General features: G+C 37.5%; 20 protein-coding genes, 2 pseudogenes and 1 riboswitch. Of the genes and pseudogenes, 3 read left to right on the top strand and 19 right to left on the bottom strand.

Annotated features, from left to right (window positions below; translation table 11 throughout):
• Positions 1-51: 51 nt before the first annotated feature.
• The 12 genes and pseudogenes from OOL07_RS00985 to OOL07_RS00930 all read right to left on the bottom strand — a co-directional run bounded on the left by OOL07_RS00985 (position 52) and on the right by OOL07_RS00930 (position 13,269).
• Entirely contained in the window at positions 52-1,227 is a 1,176-nt protein-coding gene (locus tag OOL07_RS00985; RefSeq protein WP_264694299.1) for a phosphoglycerate kinase, read from the bottom strand.
• A gap of 71 nt (positions 1,228-1,298) precedes the next feature.
• Complete coding sequence (gene gap / locus OOL07_RS00980; RefSeq protein ID WP_264694297.1) at positions 1,299-2,312, bottom strand: type I glyceraldehyde-3-phosphate dehydrogenase; 1,014 nt, start codon at positions 2,310-2,312, stop codon at positions 1,299-1,301.
• A 77-nt stretch (positions 2,313-2,389) separates the two neighbouring features.
• The gene (gene tkt, locus OOL07_RS00975; protein WP_264694295.1) at positions 2,390-4,387 is read right to left on the bottom strand and encodes a transketolase; all 1,998 of its coding nucleotides are present in this window, start codon (positions 4,385-4,387) and stop codon (positions 2,390-2,392) included.
• 162 nt (positions 4,388-4,549) lie between these two features.
• Positions 4,550-5,350, bottom strand: coding sequence for a 4-hydroxy-tetrahydrodipicolinate reductase (dapB, locus tag OOL07_RS00970; protein ID WP_264694293.1), 801 nt, complete (start codon positions 5,348-5,350; stop codon positions 4,550-4,552).
• A 22-nt stretch (positions 5,351-5,372) separates the two neighbouring features.
• On the bottom strand, positions 5,373-6,485 hold the full coding sequence (gene dnaJ, locus OOL07_RS00965) for a molecular chaperone DnaJ (protein ID WP_264694291.1): 1,113 nt from the start codon (positions 6,483-6,485) through the stop codon (positions 5,373-5,375).
• A 58-nt stretch (positions 6,486-6,543) separates the two neighbouring features.
• On the bottom strand, positions 6,544-8,424 hold the full coding sequence (gene dnaK, locus OOL07_RS00960; RefSeq protein WP_413774116.1) for a molecular chaperone DnaK: 1,881 nt from the start codon (positions 8,422-8,424) through the stop codon (positions 6,544-6,546).
• 141 nt (positions 8,425-8,565) lie between these two features.
• A complete protein-coding gene (grpE, locus tag OOL07_RS00955; protein ID WP_264694287.1) occupies positions 8,566-9,171 on the bottom strand; it encodes a nucleotide exchange factor GrpE in 606 nt (201 codons plus the stop codon).
• Between the two features lie 47 nt (positions 9,172-9,218).
• Positions 9,219-10,283, bottom strand: a complete 1,065-nt coding sequence (gene hrcA / locus OOL07_RS00950; RefSeq protein WP_264694285.1) for a heat-inducible transcriptional repressor HrcA — start codon at positions 10,281-10,283, stop codon at positions 9,219-9,221.
• Between the two features lie 24 nt (positions 10,284-10,307).
• Positions 10,308-10,991 (bottom strand): annotated as a pseudogene (gene dnaQ / locus OOL07_RS00945) (DNA polymerase III subunit epsilon); the annotation flags it as partial.
• A gap of 36 nt (positions 10,992-11,027) precedes the next feature.
• A pseudogene (rnhA, locus tag OOL07_RS00940) lies at positions 11,028-11,459 on the bottom strand (ribonuclease HI); the annotation flags it as partial.
• The gene (locus OOL07_RS00935) at positions 11,452-12,210 is read right to left on the bottom strand and encodes a class I SAM-dependent methyltransferase (RefSeq protein ID WP_264694283.1); all 759 of its coding nucleotides are present in this window, start codon (positions 12,208-12,210) and stop codon (positions 11,452-11,454) included. The gene OOL07_RS00935 and the pseudogene rnhA, both read right to left, overlap by 8 nt.
• Positions 12,211-12,288: 78 nt before the next feature.
• Positions 12,289-13,269, bottom strand: coding sequence for a dihydroorotate dehydrogenase (locus OOL07_RS00930; protein ID WP_264694281.1), 981 nt, complete (start codon positions 13,267-13,269; stop codon positions 12,289-12,291).
• A gap of 22 nt (positions 13,270-13,291) precedes the next feature.
• Between OOL07_RS00930 and trmL the strand changes: the two genes are divergently transcribed.
• Positions 13,292-13,750, top strand: a complete 459-nt coding sequence (gene trmL, locus OOL07_RS00925; protein ID WP_264694279.1) for a tRNA (uridine(34)/cytosine(34)/5-carboxymethylaminomethyluridine(34)-2'-O)-methyltransferase TrmL — start codon at positions 13,292-13,294, stop codon at positions 13,748-13,750.
• Here the strand turns inward: trmL and hemF are convergent.
• Genes hemF through purD form a run of 4 tightly spaced genes read right to left on the bottom strand, consistent with a single transcriptional unit; the run spans position 13,740 to position 17,520 of the window.
• On the bottom strand, positions 13,740-14,669 hold the full coding sequence (hemF, locus tag OOL07_RS00920; RefSeq protein ID WP_264694277.1) for an oxygen-dependent coproporphyrinogen oxidase: 930 nt from the start codon (positions 14,667-14,669) through the stop codon (positions 13,740-13,742). The two genes, trmL and hemF, sit on opposite strands and share 11 nt — an antisense overlap.
• 56 nt (positions 14,670-14,725) lie before the next feature.
• The gene (gene tsaC / locus OOL07_RS00915; protein WP_264694274.1) at positions 14,726-15,286 is read right to left on the bottom strand and encodes an L-threonylcarbamoyladenylate synthase type 1 TsaC; all 561 of its coding nucleotides are present in this window, start codon (positions 15,284-15,286) and stop codon (positions 14,726-14,728) included.
• A 4-nt stretch (positions 15,287-15,290) separates the two neighbouring features.
• Positions 15,291-16,163: a phosphoribulokinase gene (locus OOL07_RS00910; protein ID WP_264694272.1), complete on the bottom strand. Its 873-nt coding sequence runs from the start codon at positions 16,161-16,163 to the stop codon at positions 15,291-15,293.
• A gap of 58 nt (positions 16,164-16,221) precedes the next feature.
• Positions 16,222-17,520, bottom strand: coding sequence for a phosphoribosylamine--glycine ligase (gene purD / locus OOL07_RS00905; RefSeq protein ID WP_264694270.1), 1,299 nt, complete (start codon positions 17,518-17,520; stop codon positions 16,222-16,224).
• A gap of 153 nt (positions 17,521-17,673) precedes the next feature.
• A riboswitch (TPP riboswitch) is annotated at positions 17,674-17,771 on the top strand.
• Between the two features lie 56 nt (positions 17,772-17,827).
• Between purD and thiC the strand changes: the two genes are divergently transcribed.
• Positions 17,828-19,702 carry a phosphomethylpyrimidine synthase ThiC gene (gene thiC, locus OOL07_RS00900; RefSeq protein WP_264694268.1) on the top strand — a complete coding sequence of 625 codons (1,875 nt, stop codon included), beginning with the start codon at positions 17,828-17,830 and terminating at the stop codon, positions 19,700-19,702.
• A gap of 59 nt (positions 19,703-19,761) precedes the next feature.
• Here the strand turns inward: thiC and OOL07_RS00895 are convergent, their stop codons facing one another.
• From OOL07_RS00895 to mutH, 3 genes are read right to left on the bottom strand one after another with little or no spacing between them, the layout of a single operon-like run.
• Complete coding sequence (locus OOL07_RS00895; RefSeq protein ID WP_264694266.1) at positions 19,762-20,667, bottom strand: ROK family protein; 906 nt, start codon at positions 20,665-20,667, stop codon at positions 19,762-19,764.
• Positions 20,668-20,683: 16 nt separating this feature from the next.
• The gene (locus OOL07_RS00890; RefSeq protein ID WP_264694264.1) at positions 20,684-21,295 is read right to left on the bottom strand and encodes a VanZ family protein; all 612 of its coding nucleotides are present in this window, start codon (positions 21,293-21,295) and stop codon (positions 20,684-20,686) included.
• An 18-nt stretch (positions 21,296-21,313) separates the two neighbouring features.
• Positions 21,314-21,991, bottom strand: a complete 678-nt coding sequence (gene mutH, locus OOL07_RS00885) for a DNA mismatch repair endonuclease MutH (RefSeq protein WP_264694262.1) — start codon at positions 21,989-21,991, stop codon at positions 21,314-21,316.
• 73 nt (positions 21,992-22,064) lie between these two features.
• On the opposite strand from mutH, the gene OOL07_RS00880 reads away from it, so the two are divergent.
• Positions 22,065-23,720, top strand: a complete 1,656-nt coding sequence (locus tag OOL07_RS00880) for a DUF262 domain-containing protein (protein ID WP_264694260.1) — start codon at positions 22,065-22,067, stop codon at positions 23,718-23,720.
• Positions 23,721-23,724 lie beyond the last annotated feature (4 nt).

Here is a 23,724-nt window from a genome sequence, read left to right as displayed (position 1 = left end):
GCTATTACCAAATAAAATTTTAAAATTATAAATATAATTAAATCTAGCTACTTATTTTGCCCGCTCTTCAAGAATACTAATAATAGGCAATTTCTTTCCTTCTAAAAACTCTAAGAATGCCCCTCCACCAGTAGAAATATAAGAAATTTTATCACTAATTCCATATTTACTAATCGCAGCTAAAGTATCTCCCCCTCCGGCAATGGAAAAAGCAGAACTCTCTGCAATAGCTAGAGATAGCTCTTTTGTTCCTTCTCCAAACTGATCAAATTCAAATACACCGACTGGACCATTCCAAATGATAGTTCCTGCAGTTTTTAATATATCTGCAAATTGTTTAGAAGTTTTTGGCCCGATATCAAAAATCATGTCATCATTAGTAACCTCACTAACAGATTTAAGGCTAGCGGGTGTATTTTCTGAAAACTCTTTACCGCAAACGACATCTACTGGTACAGGAATATTGCTTCCCCTTGCTTTAGCCTCGCTCGCTAATTGAGCAGCAGTTTCTACTAAATCTGCTTCATAGAGAGATTTACCAATATTATGTCCTTCGGCAGCGATAAAAGTATTTGCAATTCCTCCGCCTACTATCAGCTGATCAACTATTTTTGATAGTGTCTCAAGTACTGTAAGTTTCGTAGATACTTTAGATCCCCCTACAATAGCTACCATAGGTTTTGCAGGATTATCTAATGCTCTTCCTAGTGCTTCTAACTCTTTAGCAAGAAGAGGACCAGCACAAGCTATAGGAGCATATTTTGCTACACCGTAGGTAGAGGCTTGAGCACGATGAGCACTACCAAAAGCATCCATTACATAAATATCACAAAGATTCGCCATTTTTTTAGACAAATCCTCATCACATTTTTTTTCACCTTGATTAAATCGGACATTCTCGCAAAGTACAACCTGCCCTTCATTTAAGGAAATGCCATTTAACCAATCTTTAACTAAAAGTATTTCTTGACCTAGTAATTGGGTTAGGTACTTTGCTACTGGAGCTAGAGAAAACGCTGCATCAAATACTCCTTCTGATGGACGTCCTAAATGAGACATGAGCATAACTTTAGCTCCTGATTTAATTGCCCGCTGTATGGTTGGCAAAGAAGCTCGAATACGAGTATCGTCCGTGATCCTACCATCCTTTAATGGTACATTCAGATCTTCACGAATTAGGACTCGTTTCCCAGTTAAGTCTACATCCATCATTTTCAATATTGACACGAAGCTCATTCTCCTAAACATATAGAGGTTAAAGAATAATATTTTCTCTAACCCCTAACTATTTTTATAAATTACTTAGCGTTCATTAATGCAACGGTAGTATCCAACATGCGATTGGAAAAACCCCACTCATTATCATACCAAGCAAGCACTTTTACTAGATTGCCTTGCATCACTTTAGTCAGTGTTGATTCGTAAGTTGAAGAACAAGGATCATGATTAAAATCTATAGAAACTAAAGGTATATCATTATAGCCTAGTACATCTTTCAAGCTACCCTCAGCAGCTTCACGCATCATCCCATCAATTTCAGTTTTAGTCGTATCACGACAAGCAACAAAGACAAGATCAACTAAAGAAACGTTGATAGTTGGTACTCGTATAGCAAAACCATCTAATTTACCATTTAATTCTGGTAGTACGAGCCCCACTGCTGCAGCTGCTCCTGTTTTTGTGGGAATCATTGAATGGGTAGCAGCTCGTGCTCGATGGAGATCAGTATGATATACATCAGTTAATACTTGATCATTAGTATAAGAGTGAATAGTCGTCATTAATCCATGATGAATTCCGATACCATCCTGGAGCACCTTTACTAAGGGTGCTAAACTATTAGTAGTGCAAGATGCATTAGAAATAATAGTGTCAGAAGCTTTTAGAGTGTGATGATTAACTCCATAGACAATAGTAGCATCTACATCTTTACCACCAGGAGCGGAAATAATTACTTTTTTGGCTCCTGCCTTGATATGAGCCCCTGCTTTCTCTTTTGAAGTAAATAGCCCAGTACATTCATGGACTACATCTATGCGTAACTCTCCCCAAGGTAGCTTAGAAGGATCCCTTTCGGCAATAACCTTAATTTTATCCCCATTGACTAGTAAATGATCGTCCTCAGCAGATACCTTTCCAGGAAATTTACCGTGAACTGTATCATATTTAGTCAGATGAGCATTTGTTTTCGTATCGCCTAGATCATTAATTGCTACTATTTGAATTTCGCCAGTACGATGGTGCTCGTACAAAGCACGCAAAACATTGCGACCAATGCGGCCGTAACCGTTAATTGCGACTCTTATTGTCATGATTTTCTCCGTATTTTTTTAATAAAGCTACCCCAAAATACCGCAAACACTAATTTATGAAAAATGCGGATTTTTAACTATGAAACCAAATTTTTTGCAACTGTAGTTAGATTTTCTACAGTCAATCCAAAATATTTATATACCTGCTCAGCCGGTGCTGATTCCCCAAAAGTATCTACTCCGAGTACTTTACCTTCCAGCCCTACATATTTTCGCCAATAATCTGGAATTCCAGATTCTACTGCAATGCGAGCCTTCACCTTAATGGGTAATACAGATTCTCTGTAGGATTCATCTTGATTATCAAAAGCATCTGTCGAAGGCATAGAAACTACTCTTGTTTTAATTCCGCTATTAGAGAGAGATTCAAATGCTTTTTCTGCTAATTCTACTTCAGAACCTGTTGCAATAATAATTAAATCCGGAGTACCTTCACAATCACGAAGAATATATCCTCCACGAGTAATATTTTTTATTTGCTCAGGAGTTCTTTTCTGACAGGGCAGTCCTTGGCGGCTTAATAATAATGCAGTTGGACCATTAGTATGCTCAATGGCTATTTTCCATGCAACTAGAGTTTCTACTGTATCACATGGACGCCATACGGACATATGAGGAATATACCGTAAAGTAGCTGCCTGCTCTACTGCCTGATGGGTCGGACCATCTTCTCCTAAACCAATAGAATCATGGGTGTAAACAAAAATACTTTGTGTACGCATAAGTGCAGCGACCCGTATTCCATTACGAGCATAATCGGAGAACATTAAAAATGTACCACCATAAGGGATAAACCCTCCATGGACAGAGATTCCATTGAGAATGGTAGACATCCCAAACTCTCGTACTCCGTAGTGGATGTAATTACCCGTATCGTCGCTTCTAGTTATTTCCTTAGAGCCAGACCAGTTAGTTAGATTAGATCCTGTTAAGTCTGCAGATCCACCAAGAAGTTCAGGTAAAATATGGGCATAGGCTTCAATAGCATTTTGGGAAGCTTTACGAGTAGCCACTTTTTCTGCTTTAACATCAGCGGTAAGAATAGCTTCCATTGCTTTTTCCTCCCAATTTTTTGGGAGCTTTCTTGCTAATCGGCGCTCGAATTCTGCAGCAAGCTCTGGATAAGCTGATTTATACGCCGAGAACTTTTCATTCCAAGCTTTTTCAGCTGTCGCTCCTTTTTCTGTAGCATTCCAGCTATTGGAAATTTCACTTGGAATTTCAAAAGGTGGATAATGCCATCCTAATTTTTCTCGAGTGGCAGCAATTTCAGCATCCCCTAACGGTGATCCATGACAATCATGGGTGCCTGCTAAGTGGGGAGAGCCAAAACCAATAATTGTTTTACAACAAATTAAGGTAGGCTTATCTGTAACTAATTGTGCTTCTAGAGCAGCTTGGCGGATAGATTCTGAATTATGCCCATCTACACCACGAATCACGTGCCAACCATAAGCTTCAAAGCGTTTTGGTGTGTCATCTGTAAACCATCCTTTTACATGACCATCAATAGAGATACCATTATCGTCGTAAAAAGCAATAAGCTTCCCTAACCCAAATGTTCCAGCTAAAGAGCATGATTCATGGGAAATACCCTCCATCATGCACCCATCACCTAGGAAAACATAAGTATGATGATTAACAACGTCATGACCATCACGATTAAAGTGAGTCGCAAGTATTTTCTCGGCAAGAGCCATTCCTACCGCATTACTAATACCCTGACCTAAAGGACCAGTCGTTGTTTCAACACCCGGTGTATGGCCATATTCTGGATGCCCTGGTGTTTTCGAATGAAGTTGACGAAATTGCTTAAGATCCTCTAAAGTAACTTTATAACCCGTTAAGTGAAGTAAGGAATAAAGTAACATGGATCCATGACCATTAGAAAGGACAAAACGATCACGGTTAGCCCAATGAGGGTTATTTGGATTATGGCGGAGAAAATCATTCCATAATACTTCAGCAATATCTGCCATCCCCATAGGTGCTCCTGGATGACCAGATTTTGCTTTTTGCACTGCATCCATGCTCAACGCACGGATAGCATTAGCTAGCTCTCTGCGAGAAGGCATTATTACCCCCTAAATTATATAATTAATTTTACTTAAGTGAGTAGTTGCCTACCTCACACCCCAAAAAATTGCCAAAAAAACAAATATTAGAAATAACTGAATTATAACCTAAGATATTCTCATTCTTACGTACAAGTAATTTCTCTAAGATTGAGAATAAAATTATGAAAAATCAAGCACATTTTGCATATTGTATAAACCTGGAGATTTATCTATTACCCAATTAGCTGCTCTTATTGCTCCATAAGCAAAAATCATTCGATTAAGTGCTTTATGACTAATTTCTACCCGCTCTCCCTCCATTGCAAACACAACGGTATGTTCCCCAGGAGTATCACCTATTCGGAGAGAAGAGAATCCTATCGTTTTAGATTCCTCATCTCTAGATTTGCGCTGACCCGATACTATACATGAATTTAAATCTAGATTAAGTTCTTGAGCAATAACATCCCCCATACGAAGTGCAGTTCCTGAAGGAGAATCAGATTTATGCCTGTGATGGGCCTCTATAATTTCAATATCCGCTTCTTTCCCTAAAACACGTGCAGTTATTTCTAATAATTTCAAACATAGGTTAACTCCTACACTCATATTAGGTGCAAAAACAATAGGGATACGATGGGATGCTTTAATTATCTCTTGATACTGATCTGAAGTAAATCCAGTAGTACCTATGACTATAGGTTTAGCATTTTCCTCACATACTTGAAGATGTGCTAGTGATACTTCTGGGCGGGTAAAATCAATAATGAGATCAAAATCTTCTTTTTTCTCAGCTAGATGAGTAATAATCGATACTTGCAATATGCCTACACCAGCTAATACCCCAATATCCTCACCAATAAAGGGGCTGTCAGGATGCTCGCTAGCAGCACTAATCATAATATTTTTATCTTGATGACCTGCTTGAACTAGTGAACGCCCCATGCGTCCAGCTACACCTGTAATTGCTACTCGAATCATAGTTATTATTTTAAAATTACCACTAAGGCTTTATTTCTTCAAAAAAATTCTTCACTCTCTCTAGCCAAGAATGGTGTTTAGGGCTATGACTTGTATTTTGCCCTATAGAATCTCCAAGTTTCTGCAAAAGCTCTTTTTGCTCTGTATTTAGATTTACCGGCGTCTCTACCATGATTTTACATAAAAGATCGCCGACTGATCCTCCATGTACAGGAGTAACTCCTTTTCCTCTTAAACGAAAAGCTTGCCCAGTTTGAGCGCCAGCAGGAATTTTTAAAGCAGCTTTCCCTGTTAAAGTAGGAACCTCTAAGGTACCACCTAAAGCCGCTGTAATTATATTGACTGGGACTTCGCAGTGTAGATTATCCCCCTCTCGAGAAAAAATAGGGTGATCTTTAATTTGAACTTCTACATACAAATCACCTGCTGATCCACCGTGTTCACCTGCTTCTCCTTCGCCAGCTAAACGAATCCTATCACCAGTATTTACTCCAACAGGAATTTTAACTGAGAGAATTTTGTGCTCTTTTACCCTACCCTGTCCATGACACGATCCGCAAGGTGTGCTAATAATTTGACCGGTACCATGGCATCGCTGACAAGTTTGTTGCAGAGAGAAAAACCCTTGCTGCATCCGCACTTGCCCATGACCGTTACAAGTGGGGCATGTAGTGGGAGAAGTCCCTGGTTTTGCTCCACTACCATGGCATATTTTACATTCTACATAAGTAGGGAGACGAATTTTTGCGGTAGTACCTGCAACAGCCTCTTCTAAGGTAATAGTTAGATTATAACGTAAATCAGATCCTCGATAAGCTTGTTGCCCACCACCCCTAGATGCACCAAAGATATCACCAAAGATATCGCCAAAAATATCATTAACATTAGCACCTGCACCATATCCTCCAGCACCCACCCCTGCATGGCCCATTTGATCATAGGCCATGCGTTTTTTTGAATCGGAAAGCACATCATAGGCTTCTTGGATATCCTTAAACTTCTCCTCAGCCTCTTTACTATCCGGATTACGGTCTGGATGGTATTTCATAGCTAACTTTCGATAGGATTTTTTAATTTCCCCTTCCGAAGCTTGTTTAGAAATACCTAAAACTTCATAGTAATCACGTTTCGCCATGCTTTAAGTCACTAATTTTTAATTTGGTGCAGTTTTTAAAATAGTTGTAATAAAGTAGTTATTTTTTATCTTCCTTAACTTCTTCAAAGTCTGCATCTACAATATTTTCATTTCCTGGTTTATGTTCATGATGGGTGTGATCATGATGAGTATGCTCATCGTTCTGTCCTTGATTTTGACCATAAAGATGCTCTGCCATCTTGCTAGATGCTTCTGTAAGTGCTTTAAGTTTTGCTTCAATAGCATCCTTATTATCACCTTTCATGGCAGTTTTAAGATTTTCAATTGCACTTTCTATACCACTTTTCTCCTCTGCTGAAATTTTATCCTTTACTTCACTTAAGGATTTTTCAGTTGCGTGGATTAAACTATCTCCTTGATTTCTAATATCAATAAGTTCTCTAAATTTTTTATCTTCTTCCGCATGAGATTCTGCATCTCGAACCATCTTTTCAATCTCTTCCTCACCCAATCCACTAGAAGCTTTAATAACAATAGACTGCGCTTTACCTGTTGCTTTATCTTTAGCAGAAACATTGAGAATACCATTAGCATCAATATCAAATACCACTTCAATTTGAGGCATCCCTCTTGGAGCAGGTGGAATTCCTACTAGATCAAACCGACCAAGGGATTTATTATCTACCGCTCTTTCTCGCTCCCCTTGCAGTACATGGACTGTAACTGCTGTTTGATTATCATCAGCAGTTGAAAATACTTGATCCTTACGGGTAGGAATTGTAGTGTTTTTTTCTATGAGTTTAGTCATTACCCCACCTAAAGTTTCAATGCCTAAGGACAGCGGAGTAACGTCAAGTAATAGTACTTCTTTTACATCTCCTGAAAGTACACCTGCTTGAATTGCAGCACCCATAGCTACAGCTTCATCTGGATTAACATCTTTACGAGGCTCTTTCCCAAAGAATTCTTTAGTTACCTCCAGTACTTTAGGCATACGGGTTTGACCACCGACTAAAACCACCTCATCAATCTCAGAAGCACTTAGCCCTGCGTCTTTAAGTGCAATTTTACATGGAGTTAAGGTACGAGTAATTAAATCTTCAACTAAAGATTCTAGTTTGGCCCGTGTTAAGCGAACATTTAAATGCTTAGGCCCACTAGCATCAGCAGTAACATAGGGCAAATTAATATCTGTTTGCTGGCTGGAAGAGAGCTCTATTTTTGCTTTTTCAGCAGCATCTTTAAGGCGTTGCATGGCTAAAGGATCGCCTAGTAAATCAATCCCCTGTTCTTTTTTAAATTCACTAGAAATATAGTCGATAACACGCTTATCAAAGTCTTCACCACCAAGGAAAGTATCTCCATTAGTGGAAAGTACCTCAAACTGGCTTTCTCCTTCTATTTCAGCAATTTCAATAATCGAGACATCAAAAGTACCCCCACCAAGATCATATACTGCAATTTTTTGATCTCCTTTTTTCTTTTTATCTAGCCCATACGCAAGGGCAGCAGCAGTAGGCTCATTAATAATTCTTTTTACTTCAAGCCCTGCAATTCGACCAGCATCTTTAGTCGCTTGCCGCTGGGAGTCATTAAAGTAAGCAGGTACTGTAATTACTGCTCCTGTAATTTCCTCTCCTAAATAATCTTCTGCAGTTTTTTTCATTTTGCGAAGCACATTAGCAGAAATTTCAGGAGGAGCCATTTTTTTACCCATGACTTCTACCCAAGCGTCCCCATTATCTGCTTTAGCAATTTTATAAGGAACAAGCTTAGTGTCCTTTTGCACTACTTCCTCATCAAAGCGACGACCAATAAGACGCTTAATTGCGTAGAGAGTATTTTGGGGATTAGTGATTGCTTGGCGTTTTGCTGATTGACCCACTAAAGTTTCATCATCTTTAGTAAATGCAATTACAGAAGGGGTAGTACGATCTCCTTCAGAATTCTCGATAACTCGAGGACTATTCCCATCCATAAGGGCAACACAAGAGTTTGTTGTTCCTAAATCGATACCAATTATTTTTCCCATTACTGATTTACTCCAGAAATTTATTTTATTTATTTTAAGAAATTAAAAACCTGTCTATTTATTATTATTGGGGCATATTTTTTCATTTCAAGTCTCTAGATCTTCATCAGAGGGTGTTTTTCTACTTAATTTAGAGACAACTACCATAGCAGGTCGTAACAAGCGATCATTCAATAAATAACCTTTGCGTACTACGGCAACGACAGTGTTGGGATCGAAATCATCACTCTCTTGGGTAGATATTGCTTGATGGAACTCAGGGTTAAAAGGCTCATTTACAGGAGTTATTTCTTTGATTCCAAAACGATCAGTGATTTGATTAAATTCTTTAAGAATAAGTTCTGTACCTTCTCGTAAAATGTCTACACTTGCATTTTCTTCCTGTGCTTGAGATAAACCCATCTCTAAACTATCTCTTAAAGGGAGTAAATCCTGAGCAAATTTCTCTAAAGTATACTTTCTCGCCTTTTCCAGTTCCCTCTCATATCGGCGGCGTTGATTTTCTAAATCAGCTTTTGCACGCAATACTTCATTCCAATTAGAGTCCGCTTTACTAAGTGCTTCTGTTAAGCGATCTTCTATCTCACTAATATGGGAAAGGGATTCTTGATTTTGAGTTTCTTCAATATGGTTTTCTTCTACTTTAGAAGGATTGTGATTTTTTTCCGGAGAAGTGGTTTCTTCAGATATCATATTAATTCTCCAAAATAATTTAATAAATTATGGATTTTAGCTACAAACTAGCTGTGCTGATTAAGTGCGTTACCTAATAATTGGGCAGTAATATCCACTAGGGGAATAACCTGCTCATAATCCATACGGATAGGGCCAATAATTCCAAGAACACCAATAGCCCCCTTAGACCCACCATAACGAGCAGTTACTACACTACAGCCATTGAAAACTTGATAGCCGGTTTCTTCACCAACAAAAATTTGAATTCCATCTGCGTTTAAGCACTGATCGAGTAAATGAAGAATATCTTGTTTTTCATTAAAGGCATTAAATAATTGTCGTAGCCGTTCTTTATCAGAAAAATCAATATAGTCTAATAAATTTGTTTGACCAGTTACGACACAATCTTCTGTTTTAGTTTGGTTAGTTGAAAATACTTGGTTTGCTACTTCCATTGCAGTATGGATAATTTGATCTACGTTTTCCTGAACTTCAGCCATTTCCTTAATTAAATGCCAACGCACAGCATATAGATCTTTACCTTTAAAGATACTGTTGAGATAATTAGCAGCTTGCTGCAACTCTGATATAGAATATTTCTTTGTTACATAAATAATACGATTTTGTATTTCACACTCATTAATCACTAAAACCGCAAGTACCCTATTTTCTGATAGAGGTAAAAATTCTATTTGGCTTAAGGTACGGCTTTCTCGGCGAGGCACCATCACTACTCCTGCAAACCGGCTAATCTCTGAGAGTATTTGCGAGGCAATAGTTAATAGAGACTGAGGATCAGTATTCGCATCTAGCTGAGTTTTAAGTATCTGAACAGAATCTACGCTTAAAGTTTTAGGGTTAAGTAGAGAATCAATAAAAAATCGATACCCTTTAGAAGTAGGGATTCTACCAGAAGAGGTATGAGGAGAAAACACCAGTTCTAGTTCTTCTAGATCAGCCATCGTATTACGAATAGTTGCTGGGCTTAAAGCCAATTGACTTTCCCGAGAGAGCATCCTTGAACCGATAGGTTCCCCATCTCGTATATAGCACTCTATAATTGTTTTAAGTATATATTGAGAGCGTTCATTTAATATTACTGTATTGTTATTATTATTTAATTGAAACATAAATTTAAGTACTTATTAATCTTTCTACCATGAAAAAGTACTATGATTTACTAGCCACTGTTTATGAGCTAACTTTTCCTCTTCATTTGGTTCTAATACTTTCAATTTTACCCGATCAGTTGAAATACGGTGAATCTCTTGATATGACTGCTCTTTTTTATACCCATAAGAAGAACGAGTTATTCCGAATTTTAAGTCTTCCTGCCCTCTTGTCATAGCTAGGTACACTTCAGCAAGTAGCTCTGAATCCAAAAGAGCACCATGTAGTTCTCGACGAGTATTATCAATTCCATAACGCTTACATAGGGCATCTAAATTATTTTTTTGCCCTGGATGACGCTGTCGTGCTAACTGGAGTGTATCTATTACTGCACAGCAAGAATTTATCCCTTCCCATTCTGTGTTAACCCTCTTTAATTCGATGTTTAAGAAGTTAATATCAAATGAAGCATTGTGGGCAATTAGCTCTGATCCACGAATAAAAGCAACAAAATCATCAGCAATTTCTGAAAAAGATGGTTGATTTACTAAAAACTCATTAGTTAGCCCATGAATTTTTGTTGCCTCTACATCAATTTCTCGACCTGGGTTAATATACCTATGAAATGTACTGCCTGTTTTATGGCGATTAATGATTTCAATACAGCCGATTTCAATCACTCTATGCCCTTCTTCAGGCTTTAATCCAGTGGTTTCTGTATCAAATACAATTTGCCGATCTATATTTTCTGGATGAGTTTTTTTAATTGCATTTCTTGCAATAGAATCTGCTCGCTCATTCTCCGGGTGACCGTTATGGCTGCGCACCCAATGCCATTCTATTTTTTTATACTGTGTAACAATTTCATCAAGCTTTTGCCATAAATCTATATTCTTTACAGATCGGTTTTGATTTGTTTTCCATCCTCGCTGTTTCCAATTAAAAATCCACTGGGTAATTCCTTGGCGTAAATACTCAGAATCAGTAGTAATATCAATTGAATTAGGTGCTAACTCTAGTGCTTTATTAAGTGCTCTAATAGCAGCAGTAAGCTCCATACGGTTATTGGTGGTATCAAATTCAGCTCCAGATATTTCTTCTTTTTTTCCTTGATAACAAATCAGAGCACCCCAGCCACCAGGACCTGGGTTTCCTAAACAAGCTCCGTCTGTAAAAATTTTTATTTTCTCAATCATAAAAATGCACTTGTGCTACTGGCTCTACTATTCCCGATACTTCCACACCACCTTGTTTTTCCCATTTAAGATCTACTGGATTTAAGCGAACTACTTGCTTATTGGCAATAAGCAAATAACCTTCGAAAAAAAAAGGAGATAAGTAACGTTTAGTATTAGCCAAAGAATATAAATTTTTTATTAATCTAGAATATTTTGTGGTCGAATGAAATAAAAAATAACGGGATCTTACCACTTTAAACCCCGATAAAGCTAGCCATCTTTGAATATGAGTTAGACTATAATAGTGTCCATACCAAGGTATTTGCTCACCCTTATAGGGAAAAAAGCGACGAATCCCTAGAAAACTCCATGGATTTAAGCCCAAAATAATTAATGTACCATTAGGGATTAATACCCGCTGTACCTCTTGTAATAAAAAGTGAGGGCTAGAGGCATATTCTAACGTATGAGGTAGTAACACAACATCTATGGTTTCAGAACCAAAAGGCAAAATATCTATTTTGGAGATAATACTAGGCATCTGAAATTCTTTCGATATTTCTGTATCTACAATAATTTGATCTAAAATATAACTGGAAGATAACAGATTTATCTCTTGGCTTAGAGATCCTAGCTGAACAATATGATATCCAAATAAGCTAGGAAGGATATTGCCAAGTTCTAATTGTTCCTCTTCTAATAAACGTATACCTGAAGAGGTGTTAAGCCAAGCATAAAAGCTTTGACGGGATAGATGATTAAAATCCATTATCTCTTATCTTAGCTAGTTTATGAAGGAGGATAGATTTAGTGCTAAAGTTATTTAACTAAGTAATCTTCTCTATTTCTAGCATGTCATTGTCCCACTATGTAAGTTACCTATAATCTGATCAATATGTGTAAAACCATATTTTTCCATATAACCTATAATACCGGCATTGATTTTAGGGCAAATCAACGGATCATAAAATAAAGCAGTCCCAATACCTATTGTAGTGGCCCCAGCAATAAGAAACTCCAGAGCATCTCTAGCAGAGGTAATACCTCCTTGACCAATAATTGGTACATTGTGTTTCTTACATACTTGGTAGACCTGATATACCTTAAGTAGTGCAATAGGTTTAATTGCAGGACCAGATAATCCTCCTTGGACATTACCCAAAAATGGGACTCTATTTTCAATATCAATACTCATGCCAGTTAAAGTATTAATAACTGCAAAGGCATCTGTTCCTGCTTCAAGGCAACGGCGAGCATTTTCTTCAATAGAAGTTTGATTTGGAGAGAGTTTAGTAATAAGTGGTTTAGAAGTTACTTTGCGGCAAGCCTCAACCACCCTAGCAGACATATTAGGATCGTTACCGAAAATAACTCCCCCTTCTTTTACATTAGGACAAGAGATATTAATTTCAATCGCACTAATTGGGGAATCATCAAAACAGCGAGTAACTTCCACATATTCTTCAAGGGTCGCACCAGAGACATTAGCAATATAGTAGGTTTCACTAAAGTCTAATTCTGGTAGAATGTGCTTAACCACATAATCAACTCCCGGATTTTGTAACCCAATAGCATTTAACATCCCTGCGGGGGTTTCGTAAACTCGATGAGGGTTATTTCCTAGCCGAGGTTTTGCGGTGGTTCCTTTAAGACAAACTGCCCCTACATCTTGATTAGAAAATCCAACTACTCGAGTATATTCTTCCCCAAAGCCAACACAACCTGAGAGCAATACAATAGGGCTTTGTAGATTAAGTCCGCAAAAATCTACTTTTAACTGACTTAGATTTGTTTTATTTATATCTGCACTTGGTAACGATTCAGTCATGGATTAATTTAGATTATTACTTATGTTTCATATTGTTTTATTCGAACCTGAAATTCCACCAAATACTGGGAATATTATTCGTTTATGTGCCAATACAGGATCTTATCTGCATTTAATTGAACCTTTAGGGTTCACACTCAATGATAAACAGCTACGTCGTGCTGGGCTTGATTACCATGAGTGGGCAGAAATAAAGGTACATCCAAATTTATCCTCTTTTCTATCTAGCACAAAAATAGATCATATATGGGCTTGTTCTACTAAAGGACAGCAACCCTACTATCAAGTACAATTTAAACCTAATGATGCCCTATTATTTGGTCCTGAAACTAGAGGGCTTCCTAAAGAGGTTTTAAGTACTTTATCCAAAGATCAAATTCTAAAAATTCCTATGTTGCCTCATAGTCGAAGTTTAAACCTATCTAATGCTGTAGCTATTGTAATTTATGAGGCTTGGCGACAGCAAAGCTTTAATTTTTAATCATTGCTAGCCAATTTTGAGGACGAAGAAATTTTTCATAAAGTGAATATTCCGGTGTTCCAAACTCTGGTTTCCAATCATAATGCCATTTAACTAGTGGTGGTAATGACATTAAGATAGATTCGGTACGACCACCAGATTGAATCCCAAATAGAGTTCCCCGATCGTAGAGCAGATTAAATTCTACATATCGTCCTCTACGATAGAGTTGAAAGTCCCGTTCCCGATCTCCGTAGGCTATATTTTTACGTCGCTGTACAATGGGCAGGTAAGCAGATAAATAATGATCACCTACACTTTTCATAAAACTAAAACAACGATCAAATCCCCATTCATTTAAATCGTCAAAGAATAAGCCACCTACACCTCGAGTTTCATCTCGGTGTTTTAAGTAAAAATACTTATCGCACCATTTCTTATACTGATCATAGACTGAATCCCCAAAAGGCATGCAAGCTTTCTGTGCAACCTGATGCCAGTGAATTGCATCCTCTTCAAAAGGATAATAAGGGGTTAAATCAAACCCTCCTCCAAACCACCATAAAGGAGTAGTATTTTCTTTAGTTGCTACAAAAAAACGTACATTTGCATGGGACGTAGGTATATAAGGATTACGAGGGTGAATAACAAGAGAGATCCCTAAAGCTTCATATCTTCTGCCTGAAAGCTCAGGTCGTTGAGCTGTTGCTGATGGGGGAAGATTTTCTCCGAAAACATGGGAAAAATTAACACCACCTTGCTCTAAAATTGCTCCATTAGTACATACTCTAGTACGTCCTCCACCGCCACCGATTGATCGCTGCCAGTTATCCTCAATGAAGTGAGTAGCACCATCTTCCTGTGCTAATGTGTTACAGATTTTATCTTGTAAATTAAGTAAATAGCTTTTAACTATAGCAACATCAATATTAGAATCCATACTCTATTATGAAAAACCTGTTTATATGCTTATCCTAATCAAAGATAGGATGTATTTTAGCGTATTTGTTTTCCTGTCTTTCCATCAAAAATATCGCTAGGATTGACTCTACCGCTGGTTTCCCCCTTAAGAATAAAGTCAACCTGTTTATGGAAGCACTTATATACCTGAAAGGTAGTTCTTGCTGGCGGTTGTCTAGTACGATTAGCACTGGTAGAGATAATTGCACTATTTACTGTCTCGCACAAGGCAATGACTAAAGGGTGATTAGTTACCCGTACTGCAAGCGTATTATGTTTTCCTCTTAACCAAGAAGGTATACTTGGTTTAGCAGGTAGTAGCCAAGTAGTTGGACCTGGCCAGGTCTTAACTAGCCGATCCTTAATTTCATTGGGTAGAGGAAGCAAGTAGGGTTGTAACTGAGAAAAATTAGCAGCAATAACAATTAATCCCTTAGTTTTAGGACGATCTTTAATATGTAATATTCGATCCACTGCCTTTTTATTTAGAGGCTCGCAACCTAAACCAAAAACGCTCTCTGTAGGATAAGCAATAACCCCGCCATTACGAATGGTAGAGGCGGCAACCCGTATAGGTATATTTAGAGCTGCCGCCATAAAATTAGCTATGCTCCTGTTTTCTTGCCATGATGTCATGAATAATAGGGGTGAGTACTACTTCCATGGCTAGTCCCATCTTCCCTCCAGGTACTACAATAGTATTTGCTCGGGACATAAACGAGCCATTGAGCATCTTTAGGTAATAAGGGAAATCAGCCATATGGGGATTCCTAAACCGAATTACTACATTACTTTCATCTGGGGTAGGAATATCTCTGGCGATAAAAGGATCAGAGGTATCTACCAGGGGGACTCTTTGAAAATTAATATGGGTATGGGTAAACTGCGGACAAATATAGTGTACATAATCTGGCATCCGCTTTAGAATAATTTGCACTACTGCCTCGGATGAATAGCCCCGATTGAGGCAATCCCTATGAATTTTTTGAATCCACTCTAAATTAACAACAGGTACAACCCCTATAAGTAAATCTACATGGCGGGCTACATTAACTTGATCAGTAATGATTCCCCCATGTAATCCTTCGTAGAAAAGTAAATGACTATCCGGATCTATAGGCTCCCATGAGGTAAATGTACCTGGAGCATGACCATAGAGTGCTGCTTCCTTATCATCATGGACATATAAACGTTTCTTTCCTGTACCATGATCTGAATACTCTTTAAATAAAGCCTCTAACTTATCTAGCTCATTAGCATCTGGACCAAAATGAGTAAGTATCTTCCCTTGAGCTTCGTATTCTGCAGTTTTCTCTTTCATTGCTTGCCGATCATAGCGATGAAAACTATCTCCCTCAATGACTACAGGTTTAATATCTTCCCGACGGAACATATCATTAAAAGCATGCTTCACAGTGGAAGTACCTGCCCCTGATGAACCAGTTACAGCGATAATGGGATGTGCTACGGACATCAATTTCTCCTAAATGAAATGGACTAAATAAAAATTTTTAATTATTTTTATGTGTTTCTTATAAATTATTTTCTCTAGCAATGGCACGATATCCAATATCTGTACGATAATAGCTATTTTGCCATGTAATTTTCTGTACAAGACTATAAGTTGTTCTTTGGGCTTCAGTGATAGAATCACCTAAGCTGCATACACATAGTACTCGCCCGCCAGCCGTTAAGATACGCCCTTCTTTTTCAATGGTACCTGCATGAAATACTTTACTCATACCATCAAACTTAGATAGAGGCAATCCATAAATTAGATCATTTATCGGATAAGAGCTAGGATAACCTTTTGCTGCCATAACTACCCCTAATGCAGCTTTAGAATCCCACTCTATAGAAGTTTTATCTAAATTTCCCTCTATAGCCTTCATACACAATTCAGCTAAATCCGATTGTAACCGCATCATAATGGGTTGCGTTTCAGGATCGCCAAAACGGCAATTATACTCTAACACTTTAGGGGTGCCAGTTTCATCAATCATTAAGCCTGCGTATAAAAAGCCTTTATAAGGATGTCCTTCTTTTGCCATCCCATGTATAGTAGGCAGTATAATCTCTTCAATAACTCGATGATAAATTGCTTCGGTAATTACTGGAGCTGGAGAATAAGCTCCCATCCCCCCTGTATTGGGACCTTTATCCATATTATCTCGTGCCTTATGATCCTGAGAGCTAGCAAAAGGCAAAATATTTTTGCCATCCGCCATTACAATAAAACTAGCTTCCTCTCCAGCCAAAAATTCTTCTATGACAATTTGTTTACCTGCTTCACCAAATATATTATCTAGTAAAATGCTTTGCACTGCATCAACCGCTTCCTCATGGCTATGGGCAATAATCACCCCCTTTCCCGCTGCTAAACCATCTGCTTTAATAACAATAGGCATGGTTTGGCTATAGATATATTCGACTGCTCGATTTATAAGTTTTATATCAAATACTTGATACCGTGCGGTGGGAATACCATGGCGGGTTAAAAAACTTTTTGCAAAAGATTTTGATTCTTCTAGACGAGCGGCTAATCGATGAGGTCCAAAACAATTCAAACCAGCCTTTTCAAAAGTATCTACAATCCCTAGCATTAAAGGAGCTTCCGGACCTACTAGGGTAAACTTAACTTGTTCTGATAAAGCAAAATTAACCAAAGTAACGACATCATCTGCTTTAATTGGAATATTTTTGACTTTAAATTCCAATGCTGTTCCTGGATTACCCGGTGCTACATAAACTTGGCTTATTTGGGATGACTGAGCAAGCTTCCATGCCAATGCATGCTCACGCCCTCCACCACCTACTACTAAGGCTTTCATAGATAAAAAAATCCAAAATTAATAATTAGGAGAGAAAATATATTCTCAAGCGTTGAAAAATTAATCACTAGTGTAATATTGATCTATGCTTACTATTATCTTATGAATATAGAAAATTATTTATAAATCATTTATCGTAATAGCTTTAAAATCGTTTTTCGCTAGGGGTGTCGAGTGAATCATTCGGCTGAGAGAGTCCCTTTGAACCTGATCCGGTTAATACTGGCGTAGGAAAGCTGATAGTTACTTATATCTTCCCAGTAATACTGCCGGTTTTATCATATAAAAACCTGAATGGAGATAAGTCATGAGTGCTATCCTAGAAAAATTTTTATCTACTCAAGCACGAGTAGATGAGAATGCTATCCAACCATTTCCTAATTCCCAAAAAATTTATGTTACTGGCAGTCGTCCTGATATCCAAGTCCCTATGCGGGAAATCACTCTCTCCGATACACAACATAGTAATGGAAAAGAAAAAAATCTACCACTCACCGTGTATGATACCTCTGGTCCCTACACTAATCCACAAGCTTCTATTGATATTAGAAAAGGGTTAACTGAAATTCGCAACCCTTGGATTGAAGATCGGAAAGATACCCAACTATTATCCCAAACTAATTCTCAATATAGCTACCAACAAGCCAATGATTCTAGCTTAGATTATTTACGATTTCCAAATAAAAAACTGCCTCGGCAAGCACAAAAGGATCGCAATGTTAGCCAAATGCACTACGCCAGACAAGGGATAATCACTCCTGAGATGGAATTTATAGCAATTAGAGAAAATCAGCGACTATCTGAATATAAAGCACAATGCTTTAGACAACATCCTGGTCAATCTTTCGGTGCTCAGCTACCTGATGAAATTACCCTAGAGTTTGTACGATCAGAAGTGGCTAGAGGTCGAGCAATTATCCCAGCTAATATTAATCATCCTGAAATTGAACCCATGATCATTGGGCGTAATTTTTTAGTCAAAATCAATGCCAATATCGGTAATTCTGCTATAACATCTAGTATTTCTGAAGAAGTAGATAAAATGACTTGGGCGATTCGCTGGGGTGCAGATACGGTGATGGATCTTTCCACCGGTAAGCATATCCACGAAACCCGAGAATGGATTATTCGAAATTCTCCTGTGCCAATTGGCACTGTTCCTATCTATCAAGCATTAGAAAAAGTAGGCGGGATTGCTGAAGATCTTACTTGGGAAATTTTTCGAGATACTTTATTAGAACAGGCAGAACAAGGGGTAGACTATTTTACCATCCATGCAGGAGTACGCCTTGCTTATGTACCACTTACTGCAAGCCGTCTTACTGGTATTGTTTCTCGGGGTGGCTCTATTATGGCTAAATGGTGTCTTGCTCATCATCAAGAAAATTTCCTTTACACCCATTTTGAGGAGATTTGCCATATTATGAAAGCCTATGATATTTCCTTCTCCTTAGGTGATGGATTACGCCCCGGATCTATTGCCGATGCTAATGATAAGGCCCAATTTGCAGAACTAGAAACCCTAGGCGAACTTACTCAAATTGCATGGAAGCATGATGTACAAACCATGATAGAAGGTCCCGGTCATGTCCCCATGCACTTAATTAAGGAAAACATGGATAAGCAGCTTTCCTGCTGTGGTGAAGCTCCTTTTTATACTCTTGGACCTTTAACTACTGATATTGCTCCTGGCTATGATCATATTACTTCTGGAATTGGTGCAGCTTTAATCGGTTGGTATGGTACTGCTATGCTATGTTACGTGACGCCTAAAGAGCATTTGGGATTACCTAATAAAAGAGATGTTAGAGAAGGAATCATTACCTATAAAATTGCTGCCCATGCAGCAGACTTAGCTAAAGGTCATCCTAGTGCTCAAATCCGAGATAATGCCCTTTCCAAAGCCAGATTTGAATTTCGCTGGGAAGATCAATTTAATATTGGGCTAGATCCAGATCGTGCTAGGGAATACCACGATGAAACCTTACCTAAAGAATCGGCAAAAACTGCCCATTTCTGTTCTATGTGTGGTCCTAAATTCTGCTCCATGAAAATCTCTCAGGATGTACGAGATTACGCAGCAGAACAAGGAATAGAAACAGATACAGTGTTAGCTCATGGTATGGCAGAAAAAGCAGCGGAATTCCGCCATCAAGGCAGTAAAATCTATCGAGAAGCCTAAATAGAAATATTAAAAGAGGATCTACACAGATCCTCTTTTTTAAAAAAACTATTGCTTAATTATTCTATATTCCATAACCAAGCAGCACCTCGTACACCACTAGAATCTCCATAGGTAGGCGGTACGAGCTGGGTATTGACTTCATCGGAAAATACATAACTTTTCCATCGTTTAGGTACGTTACAATAAAGTCGTTGAAGATTAGATAAGCCGCCACCTAATACAATAACGTTAGGATCTAAAATGTTAATGACATGGGCTAAAGCTCGAGCTAGTCGATCTTCATAAGCTTGCAATACTGCCTCACAGATTTGATCCCCTTGAGTTGCTTTTAGATCAATTTCTTTAGGATTTAGAATTTTACCACTTACACTTTGGTAATCCCTTGCTAACCCTGGGCCAGAAAGCCAAGTTTCAACGCAGCCTTGTTTGCCACAATAACACATAGGAGGATGGCTAAATTCTTCTCCATGGGACCAAGGTAGTGGATTATGCCCCCACTCTCCTGCAATAGCATTAGCACCGGTGAGGATTTTTCTATCTATTACAATACCCCCACCAGTACCCGTACCAATAATTACCCCAAAAACAACCGCTGCACCTGCTGCCGATCCATCGGTTGCTTCAGAAAGAGCAAGGCAATTAGCATCATTTTCTAGTCGAACAGATCTTTGAAGTAATTTTTCTAAGTCTTGTTTTAAGGGTTGCTCATTGAGACAAGTAGAATTAGCATTTTTAATTCTACTTGTTACTAGGGAAAGTGTGCCCGGCGTACCAATACCTACTGTGCCTTGTTGCCCTAATTCCTGTTCTGTTTTCAGTATCAGGGAGCAAATAGCCTCTAAGGTGGCTTGATATTCTCCTTGAGGGGTAGGTTTTCTTCTTCGTAATAGTACTGCCCCTGAATCATCCAAGGCAATCAGCTCAATCTTTGTGCCACCTAGATCTACCCCAATCCGAATCACTCTCTATCCTAGAATCTCATCTATAAAACTTTAACAGTAAATTTTCTACCCAAATTAGCCTTACTTTTTTAGCTGCTCGATACAATCCATAGCCGCTAAAAACCCCTAAAGTGTCCGCTAGCATATCTCCATACTCAAAGTCTCGCCCTGTAAGATCCTGTAAAAACTCTATAGCAATCCCTAAAGAGATAAAAAATATCCCAAACCATAAATGAGATCTAGCTGGATAAATTTGACTAAACCACCAAGCCAATAATCCATAGGCTAAAAAATGCTCCATTTTATCTTGATAGACAATAAGAAAATTTAAATCGGCTAGTGAAGGGGTAAGACTCAAATAAATAATACCTATAACCCCTAACCAACCTAAAAAACGCCATAATTTTAAAAATTTAAAATTTTCCATGAAAAACTCTAGGTGAGTACTAAGTTGATCAAATAGTTGGATAAAAAATAACCAAACGATTAGCAAGATAAAAACAATATAGAATTTAAAAAAATCATGATGAACTAGCCAAGCTCTAAAATGGGATAAAGAAGGAGTATAGCTAAGCCAAGTTACCCCAGTAATCCCTAACCAGCCGAATAATCGCCAAATTTTTAAAAATTTCAGATTCTCATAAGTCATTATTCAGTTTTACAATGCCTAAGTCATATAGTGGTGAGATAAGATAGTGTGCGTAAATGTAGAGCGTAAATAGAATCCTTTATAACCAGTAGAGATATAATTTATCTTTTCATCCATCCCTTTATAGCTTACTTGATTATTAGTTACAGGACGAATTTGTAAATAAACGCCTTGGTGAGCAGTGATTTCTGTTAACTTTTCTAAATTTGCTATTTCAGTAAGCTCATCCCAGTCAATCTTTAAAATTTCTTGCTGTATAGAATTAGGACTCCAAAGTAAAGGCATGCCAATCTGGCGTTTTGAAATTGGGATATTATTTTCTGCCTCTACTGGGATCCATAATACTCGATTTAATTTATGATAAACCCTACTCTGCTCCCAGCAGGTATTTAAATCACCTAAAGATAGGGTACATACAAAGGTGGATTCTTTAGGTTGACTGTTTTGTTTAAGTGGTAAAGTTTTTACCTCTATCCCTAACCGAGGAAAATCAGGAATAGGTCGAGTGCTTGCTTTAGCCCCTAAGGCAGATTCTAATAAATTACCTACCCATCCTCTGGCATGATATAAATCTTTAGGTACTGTCCAATTTAAGGCTGCTGCAACTTCACCTAAGGTTAGTCCAGCAAATCTTTGTGCTTTCGCTAATACTTCCTGCTCGCTGATAGGATCAGTAATATCATAGGATAAACCCATTTTTATGATAGCCTAAGCGAGGATTATTTCTTAACATAGAAATCTAAAAAATATAAATAATATAAAACCCATCATGCTAGCAAAACAAACTACATTACAAGAAATTATTGAAGGTACAAGACAGTATATTGTTCCTCTTTTTCAAAGAACCTATAGTTGGAAAAAGAAGCAATGGGAAGTTTTATGGGAGGATTTAATCGAGCTAAGTGAAATAGATACCCCTCATGCTCATTTTATGGGCTCTATAGTAAGTGTGCAAATTGACTCTAGCCCTGAAGGAATGCTGAAGTTTCTGCTTATTGATGGGCAGCAACGGCTAACCACCATTTTTATAGTACTAGCATTACTTCGTAATAAGCTAGAAGAGCAAGGAAGTGGTGATTTTGCAGATGAAATTAATGATTTGCTTATTAATCGTCATAAGCAAGGAGATGATCATTATAAATTAATACCTACTCAAGAAGATAATATCACTTATCAAAATTTAATTAATAACAAACTTGGTAAAGAAAAAAATTTACTTACGGATGCTTATCGTTTTTTTGAAAAGCAATTAAAAGAAACTAATTATGATTTTCATAAACTTAAACGAATCATTACTAACTACCTTTCAATAGTAAGTATCGTGTTAGATCGCAATGATAATCCCTATTTGGTTTTTGAAAGTCTCAATGCTAAAGGACAGCCTTTAACCCAAGCAGATCTAGTTCGTAATCATCTTTTCATGCAAATCGAGAAAGCAGAACAACAAGAAATTTACCGAAAATACTGGAACCCTATGCAAGATGCTCTAGTAGACGAAAAAAAAGATAATCTAACAGAGTTTATCCGCCGCTTTTTAACGATGAAAGAGGGAAATACAGTTGGAAAAGACAATGTTTATTTTACTCTAAAAGAAAAGGTAAAGGGTGGGAATAAAGATACAATTGAATATATCAAAGAATTATACAGATATTCTTTTTTTTACAGGAAAATAAAAAATCCAGCATTTGAAGAAGAACCTACTCTTCAAAGGTGCTTATCTAAATTAAGCAGAATCGAAGTAACTGTTGCTTATCCACTAATTCTTAGTTTTTATAATGATTATGATAAACATCGTATAAGTAAAGACGATTTTAGTAGTCTACTACTAATAATAGAGAATTATGTGATTAGAAGGCTTTTATGTAACTATCCTAAACACAAACTGTATAAAGTATTTCCAACTATTTATACTAAAATTCAAGATAAATATTCAAATAATATGATTGAGGGACTTAAGAAAACCCTTCAAAATGAAGGATATCCTAAAAATGCGGAATTTACTTCTTGGTTCCATAAAATAAAAATTTATAAAAGCAGCAGTAATTCAACCAATAAATTCATCTTAGAAGCGATTGAACAAAGCTATAATCATAAAGAATCTATTTCTTTTGAGAAACTTACTGTGGAACACATAATGCCTCAGACTCTTACATATAAGTGGAAAGAGGATTTAGGGGAAAATTGGGAAGAAATTTATGATCAGTATCTTGACACTATCGGGAATCTAACCCTCACAGGGTACAATTCAGAACTGTCCAATGGTGGTTTTTCTGAAAAAAAGAAGAAATTAAATGAAAGTAACCTTGAGATGAACAAATACTTTACCCAACACCAAATTGAAAGATGGGGAGAATCGGAAATAAAAGCAAGAGCAGAAATACTTGCTACAAAAGCCTTAGAGATTTGGCCTTATCTTGGTGATTAAATAC

Source organism: Candidatus Nitrosacidococcus sp. I8 (genome assembly GCF_945836005.1).
Classification (GTDB): Bacteria; Pseudomonadota; Gammaproteobacteria; order Nitrosococcales; family Nitrosococcaceae; genus Nitrosacidococcus.
This window is presented reverse-complemented; position numbering and strand designations above follow the sequence as displayed.

Excerpts from the sequence above, each read along its gene's own strand:
- mutH (WP_264694262.1), bottom strand. The coding sequence starts at position 21,991 with ATGGGTTTATCCTATGATATTACTGATCCTATCAGCGAGCAGGAAGTA.
- OOL07_RS00890 (WP_264694264.1), bottom strand. The coding sequence starts at position 21,295 with ATGACTTATGAGAATCTGAAATTTTTAAAAATTTGGCGATTATTCGGC.
- OOL07_RS00910 (WP_264694272.1), bottom strand. The coding sequence starts at position 16,163 with ATGTCCGTAGCACATCCCATTATCGCTGTAACTGGTTCATCAGGGGCA.
- OOL07_RS00935 (WP_264694283.1), bottom strand. The coding sequence starts at position 12,210 with ATGGATTTTAATCATCTATCCCGTCAAAGCTTTTATGCTTGGCTTAAC.
- thiC (WP_264694268.1), top strand. The coding sequence starts at position 17,828 with ATGAGTGCTATCCTAGAAAAATTTTTATCTACTCAAGCACGAGTAGAT.
- OOL07_RS00880 (WP_264694260.1), top strand. The coding sequence starts at position 22,065 with ATGCTAGCAAAACAAACTACATTACAAGAAATTATTGAAGGTACAAGA.
- dnaJ (WP_264694291.1), bottom strand. The coding sequence starts at position 6,485 with ATGGCGAAACGTGATTACTATGAAGTTTTAGGTATTTCTAAACAAGCT.
- gap (WP_264694297.1), bottom strand. The coding sequence starts at position 2,312 with ATGACAATAAGAGTCGCAATTAACGGTTACGGCCGCATTGGTCGCAAT.
- dapB (WP_264694293.1), bottom strand. The coding sequence starts at position 5,350 with ATGATTCGAGTAGCAATTACAGGTGTAGCTGGACGCATGGGGCGTTCA.
- purD (WP_264694270.1), bottom strand. The coding sequence starts at position 17,520 with ATGAAAGCCTTAGTAGTAGGTGGTGGAGGGCGTGAGCATGCATTGGCA.
- dnaK (WP_413774116.1), bottom strand. The coding sequence starts at position 8,424 with ATGGATGGGAATAGTCCTCGAGTTATCGAGAATTCTGAAGGAGATCGT.
- tsaC (WP_264694274.1), bottom strand. The coding sequence starts at position 15,286 with ATGGCGGCAGCTCTAAATATACCTATACGGGTTGCCGCCTCTACCATT.
- hrcA (WP_264694285.1), bottom strand. The coding sequence starts at position 10,283 with ATGTTTCAATTAAATAATAATAACAATACAGTAATATTAAATGAACGC.
- trmL (WP_264694279.1), top strand. The coding sequence starts at position 13,292 with ATGTTTCATATTGTTTTATTCGAACCTGAAATTCCACCAAATACTGGG.
- OOL07_RS00930 (WP_264694281.1), bottom strand. The coding sequence starts at position 13,269 with ATGACTGAATCGTTACCAAGTGCAGATATAAATAAAACAAATCTAAGT.
- tkt (WP_264694295.1), bottom strand. The coding sequence starts at position 4,387 with ATGCCTTCTCGCAGAGAGCTAGCTAATGCTATCCGTGCGTTGAGCATG.
- grpE (WP_264694287.1), bottom strand. The coding sequence starts at position 9,171 with ATGATATCTGAAGAAACCACTTCTCCGGAAAAAAATCACAATCCTTCT.
- hemF (WP_264694277.1), bottom strand. The coding sequence starts at position 14,669 with ATGGATTCTAATATTGATGTTGCTATAGTTAAAAGCTATTTACTTAAT.